We start from the raw sequence: 6,079 nt of genomic DNA on the forward strand, positions 1-6,079 counted from the left end.
CGTTGCTGCCACTGCATATAGGCGTGTGGACAGCGTGAGGGCGACCTCGTGGTTGGGCATGTGATCCTTCGTAATCAGGTGACGGCACCGGCCGTCTTGAGTTCGATGATGCGGTCCCAATCCAAACCGAGTTCGAGCAAGATTTCGTCAGTCTGCTCGGCGAATGCCGGTGCCGGTCCGGATTGGGGTGCGCTGACATCAAACTGCACCGGATTCGCCACCAATTCGAGCTCACCCGCCTGCACCAGATACTCGTTCGCGCGGATCTGTGCGTCCTCGACGGCCTGCAGGGTGTCCTGCACGGGCGCCCACGGTCCGAGCATGCTCGAGAACCGTTCGCTCCATTCGGCAAGCGGCCGTTTGGCCATGGCCTCGGTGAGGATCTCCGCCGCCGCGGCCGTGTTCTCGGCGATCGACTCGACAGTCGCGAACCGAGGATCGTCGGCGAGCTCATCGAGATCCATGTGCTTGCACACGTCGGCCCAGAACTTGGTGGGCTGCATCATGACGAAGGAAATGTAACGGTCATCGGCGGTGGGGTACAGCCCCACAAGCGGATTGATCGGCGAGCCGTGCACTCCCGGCGGGAAGGCCTCCATGCGCTGGCCGAGGTGCTTGGTCAGCGCCACGGTGTGTCCCATCGACCAGAACCCGCTGCCCAGCAGCGAAACGTCCACGATCGACGTCTCGCCGGTGCGCTCCAGCTTCAGCAGTGCCGCCGCGATGCCGCCCGCGAGGTTCGTGCCGCTGATCGTGTCGCCGTAGGCGGGCCCGGGCGGTCCGATCATTCCCGGCATGCCGGGCGGGGTGATCGTGGCGGCGGTACCCGCGCGGCACCAGAAGGCGGTCATGTCGTAGCCGCCTTTCACCGCTTCCTCGCCGCGCGGTCCCAGTGCACTGCCCCTGGCGTAGATGATCTTCGGGTTGACGGCGCGGATGTCATCGACGTCGATGCCGAACTTCGTCCGGTGCCCCGGCAGAAAGCTGGTCAGGAAGACATCGCTGCGCCGCGCGAGGTCATAGAGCACTTCCTTGCCCTCGGGTACCGACATGTCCAGCCCGATGCTGCGCTTGTTGCGGTTGGCGTGCTCGATGTTCGGGTTGGGGTCTCCCTCGACGCGCAACAAGCCGGTCTGACGCAACCCGCGCTGAGGGTCGCCGGTGATCGCGTGCTCGACCTTGATGACGTCTGCACCCCATTCGGTGAGCACCGCGCCCGCCGACGGAACGAAGCCGTACATCGCGACCTCTAGAACACGGATACCGTCCAGTGGGGGTGTACTCACGAGACCACCGTCGCGATCGTCTTGCGCTCCAAAAACTCCTCGAGCCCGGCGGCGCCCATCTCCCTGCCGATCCCCGACTGCTTGTAGCCACCGAACGGGCTGTCGGGTGCGAAGAACATGCCGCCGTTGATCGAGAGGGTGCCGGTGCGGATCCGGCGCGCCACCGCGAGCGCGCGGTCCTCGCTGCCGAACACCGCGCCGGACAGGCCGTAGATGGAGTTGTTGGCGATGCGCACGGCGTCGTCGTCGTCCTCGTATCGGATCACGACAAGCACCGGCCCGAACACCTCGTCCTGGGCGATCTCGCTGTCCGGGTCGACATCGGTGAGAAGCGTTGGCGTATAGAAGAAGCCGGGGCTCACCTTCTCGCCGCCGGTCACCAGAGTCGCGCCCGCCTCGACGGCGCGCTTGACCATGCCGTCGACCTTGTCGCGTTGCTTATCGCTGATCAACGGACCCGTGTAGGTGCCGTCGTCGGCAGGGTCGCCGTAGTTCACCACCCCGAAGTTGTTCTTCAACCTCTCGACGATCTCGTCGTGGTGGGTGCTCGGCACCAGGATCCGAGTGGTGATCGCACAGCCCTGACCGGAGTGGCTTGCCGTGGCGAACGCGGTGAAGAGCGCAGCCATGTCGAAGTCGCCGTCGTCGAGCACGATCGCGGCCGACTTCCCGCCGAGTTCGAGGAAGACGCGTTTGCACGTCTCGCTGGCCGCGGCCATGATGGCCCGCCCGGTGGGTGTCGAGCCGGTGAACGTGATCATGTCGACGTCGGCGCTCGTCGTGAGCGCGACGCCGACTTCGGGGTCCGTACCGGAAAGCACGTTGACCACACCGGCAGGGATATCGGTGTGGTTGGCGATCAGCTCGCCGAGCGCAAGCGTGATCAACGGCGTATCCGGCGCGCCCTTCAGCACGACGGTGCATCCTGCCGCCAGCGCGGGCGCCAGCTTCGCCAGGGCCAGTTGCGTCGGGTAGTTGTACGCGATGATCGCGGCGACCACCCCGGCGGCTTCCTTCTCCACCCAGCGATGGTGCTGCATGCCGTGGCTCTCGCTGTTGCCGAGATCCTCAGTCAGTGGATACGTCTTCAGCAGGTCCGCGTAATAGGCCACGATCGCGATCGGCGCGTCGAGTTGGGCGCCCGCGCACATCGCGTGCGTGGCGCCGACCTCGGCGACGGTGAGCTCGGCGAGCTCGTCGCGATGGTCGACCAGAACACGGTGAAGTTGGTCGAGGCAGCGGATCCGAAACTCGGTGTTGGTGGACCAGTCTGTGGTGTCGAAGGCCCGTCGCGCCGCTGCGATCGCCGCCTCGGCGTCGGCCACCGACGCATCCGGAGCGTGGCCGACGACCTCTTCGGTGGCAGGGTTGATGGAGGGAAACGTCCGCGGCGTATCGACCAGAGCACCGTCGATCAACATCCGCCGATCGGCGTCCTGCTCAGATGATTCACGCGTGATCGTTGACGCTTCCGTCATCCACCCTCCCTCTATGTGATGGAAACTTCATTCTCATCTTCGGCGAATCATACATTCGCCGCACGAGAACTCAAGAAAACGAAGATGGCCTAGTCATGTGCCCTGATAACAAAGTCGAGGCAACAAGCACATGCGACAATTCGGTCTGGTTTGTCTTGCGATACTGCGTACAGCGAGAGTACGGTTCTCATATTCGGAAAGGTTGATTCTTGATGATTGAGACGGGCTCCGCCGCGTGAAGACGGCACTCGTCACCGGCGGTGGATCAGGCATCGGCCAGGCTGTCGCGTACCGGCTGCGGTCAGGCGGCTATCACGTCGCCACCGTGGACCTCGTCGCTTCCGACGAAAAGTTCGCGCACACCGCCGACGTCACCGATCGCGCCGCGGTCGACGCGGCGCTGGACACGGTCCGCGAACAACTCGGCCCGGTCACCATCCTGGTGAACGCCGCCGGGATGGAACGCTTCAAGCGGTTCACCGATCTCACCTTCGACGACTTCAGCCATGTGATCGACGTCAACCTCAACGGCGTCTTCCACTGCGTGCAGGCGGTGCTGCCGGACATGATCGACGCCGGCTGGGGCCGGATCGTCAACATCTCCTCGTCCAGCGCGCAGTCCGGGCAGCCGTACATGTCGGCATATGTGGCGGCCAAGGCGGCGGTGAACGGGCTGACCAAGTCGCTGGCGCTCGAGTACGGACCGATGGGCATCACGGTCAACGCCGTGCCGCCCGGCTTCATCGACACCCCGATGCTGCGCAAGTCCGAGGAGCGTGGGCGCCTCGGTGGAACCGTGCAGGACCACATCGCCAGAACGCCGGTACGCCGGGTCGGCACGCCGGAAGACATCGCCGCCGCGTGCGCCTTCCTGATCTCCGAGGAGGCCGGCTACATCACCGGCCAGATCCTCGGGGTCAACGGTGGCCGCAACACCTGAAGACAAGTAACGAAAGGACACCGTTTCGATGGGACGCGTTCAGGGGAAAGTCGCCTTCATCACCGGCGCCGGGCGCGGGCAGGGCCGCAGCCATGCGGTCCGACTGGCCGAAGAGGGCGCCGACATCATCGCCGTCGACCGGTGCGAGGACTTCGCCACCGTCGGCTATCCCATGGCGACGCCGGAGGACCTTGAGGAGACCGCCCACTTCGTCGAGAAGACGGGGCAGCGCATCGTCACGGCGAAGGTCGACGTCGCCGACGGCGGCGGGCTGAAGTCGGCCCTCGAGGCGGGTATCGCGGAGCTGGGCAGGCTCGACATCGTCGTCACCGCAGCCGGAATCGCGGGCATGAAGGGATCGGCCGACCTACCCGCCTGGATCGACGTGATGAACACCAACCTGATCGGCACGATCAACGCCATCCATGCGGCGCTGCCACATCTGAGCGACGGCGCATCGATCATCGCCACCGGCTCGACCGCGGCGTTGATGGACGTCGCCAAGAACGACAACCCGGGTACCGACCCCGGCGGTGCCGCCTACCTGCACTCGAAAAGGCTGCTGTCGCAATACGTGCACAACCTCGCGGCCGAGCTCGCACCGCGGGGCATCCGGGCCAACGTGGTGCACCCGACGAATACCAATACGCCGATGCTGCAAAGTGCACCGATGTACAAATCCTTCCGGCCGGACCTGGATGATCCGACGCAGGCCGACGCCGAACCGGTGTTCTACGTACAGCAGGCGATGAAGATCCCGTGGGTCGAGCCCGAGGACATCAGCAATATGGTGCTGTTCCTGGCATCGGATGAGGCCCGCTACATCACGGGCACCCAACAGCGCGTTGACGCGGGCGGCTATCTGAAGTGGTACGACTACCACGTCTAACGGAGGTCTGAAGTGAAGGTTTTCGTCGACTCGGAGCGCTGCCAGGGGCACACCCTGTGCGCGATGATCGCGCCGGAATCGTTTGAGCTCAGCGACATTGACGGCACTGCGTCGCCGGTGAACGAAGTTGTTCCCGCCGACCAGGAGGATGCGGTGCGCGAGGCCGTGCACTCGTGCCCCGAGCAGGCCATCTCGATCGAAGAATGAGGGAGACAACGCTTTGAGCACCGTCGAGCACATCGGCGGAGGGTCAGCCGCCGACAATGCCCGCAAGAAGAACTCATACCACTTCGACCGGCACACGCCGGAGTACCGGATGCAGTTCGACGAGATCACCCAGGAGATGCATGCCAAGTGCCCGATGGCATGGACCGAGGCTTACAACGGGCACTGGGTCGCCGCCGACAGCAAGCATGTTTTCGAGCTTGCGCGCTGTCCGGCAGTGTCCAACGACCACGACATCAACGGTGAACGCAAGGGATATCAGGGCATCACGATTCCGAAAGCTCAACGGGCCACCGTCGTGCGCGGCGGCATCCTGGAAATGGACGAGCCCGAGCACAGCCTGTACCGCGGGGCGCTGAACCCCTACCTCTCCCCCGCCGCCATCAAACGTTGGCAGCCGTTCGTCGACGAGATCGTGCGCGCCGCCCTCGATGAGAAGATCGAGTCGGGCCGGATCGACTTCGTCGACGACCTCGCCAACATCGTGCCTGCGGTGCTGACACTCGCGATGATGGGCATCGAACTGGCGAAGTGGCCGGTCTACAGCGAGCCCGCACACCTCTCGGTGTCCACTCCGGAGCACTCGCCCGACGCCGCGCGCGTCGCCGAGATGAACCGGCAGATGGGCATCGACATGATCAACACGATGATGGAGATCCGGGAGAACCCGCGCCCCGGCCTGGTCAACGCGCTGCTGCAACTGCGCATCGACGGCGAGCCCGCTCCCGATCTGGAGATCCTGGGCAACCTCGGACTGATCATCGGCGGCGGGTTCGACACCACCACCGCGCTGACCGCGCACTCCTTGGAGTGGCTGTCGGAGCACCCGGACCAGCGCGAGTTGCTCAGCCGCGAGCGTGACACCCTGCTGAATCCCGCGACCGAGGAGTTCCTGCGCTTCTACACTCCCGCACCTGGTGACGGCCGCACCTTCTCCGAAGACGTGGAGGTCGAGGGCACCCGGTTCAAGGAGGGTGAGCGTCTGTGGATCTCGTGGGCGATGGCCAACCGCGACGCTGCGGTGTTCGACAAGCCCAACGAGCTGATCATGGACCGGAAAGGCAACCGGCACTTCAGCTTCGGCATCGGCGTGCACCGCTGCGTGGGGTCCAACGTGGCCCGCACGGTGTTCAAGTCGATGTTGACCGCCGTGCTCGACCGGATGCCCGACTACGTCTGCGACCCCGACGGCACCGAGCACTACGAGACGATCGGCGTCATCCAGGGCATGAAGCACCTGCCCGCCACCTTCACCCCGGGA

At 64.9% G+C, this 6,079-nt stretch carries 6 protein-coding genes; 4 read left to right on the top strand and 2 right to left on the bottom strand.

Going from position 1 to position 6,079, the window contains the following annotated elements:
• Positions 1–74: 74 nt before the first annotated feature.
• Positions 75–1,286 carry a CaiB/BaiF CoA transferase family protein gene (locus QOJ24_RS05690; RefSeq protein ID WP_526259950.1) on the bottom strand — a complete coding sequence of 404 codons (1,212 nt, stop codon included), beginning with the start codon at positions 1,284–1,286 and terminating at the stop codon, positions 75–77.
• Complete coding sequence (locus QOJ24_RS05695) at positions 1,283–2,764, bottom strand: aldehyde dehydrogenase family protein (protein ID WP_526259952.1); 1,482 nt, start codon at positions 2,762–2,764, stop codon at positions 1,283–1,285. Before QOJ24_RS05695 ends, QOJ24_RS05690 begins: the two co-directional genes overlap by 4 nt.
• A 235-nt stretch (positions 2,765–2,999) precedes the next feature.
• Between QOJ24_RS05695 and QOJ24_RS05700 the strand changes: the two genes are divergently transcribed.
• The 4 genes from QOJ24_RS05700 to QOJ24_RS05715 all read left to right on the top strand — a co-directional run.
• Positions 3,000–3,704, top strand: coding sequence for an SDR family NAD(P)-dependent oxidoreductase (locus QOJ24_RS05700; protein WP_526259954.1), 705 nt, complete (start codon positions 3,000–3,002; stop codon positions 3,702–3,704).
• A 28-nt stretch (positions 3,705–3,732) separates the two neighbouring features.
• Entirely contained in the window at positions 3,733–4,593 is an 861-nt protein-coding gene (locus tag QOJ24_RS05705) for a mycofactocin-coupled SDR family oxidoreductase (protein ID WP_526259956.1), read from the top strand.
• Positions 4,594–4,605: 12 nt separating this feature from the next.
• On the top strand, positions 4,606–4,800 hold the full coding sequence (locus tag QOJ24_RS05710) for a ferredoxin (RefSeq protein WP_526259958.1): 195 nt from the start codon (positions 4,606–4,608) through the stop codon (positions 4,798–4,800).
• A gap of 13 nt (positions 4,801–4,813) precedes the next feature.
• The coding region (locus QOJ24_RS05715) for a cytochrome P450 (protein WP_526259960.1) at positions 4,814–6,079 on the top strand (1,266 nt) is incomplete at its 3' end.

It is taken from the genome of Mycobacterium sp., from assembly GCF_032159775.1.
Lineage (GTDB): Bacteria > Actinomycetota > Actinomycetes > Mycobacteriales > Mycobacteriaceae > Mycobacterium.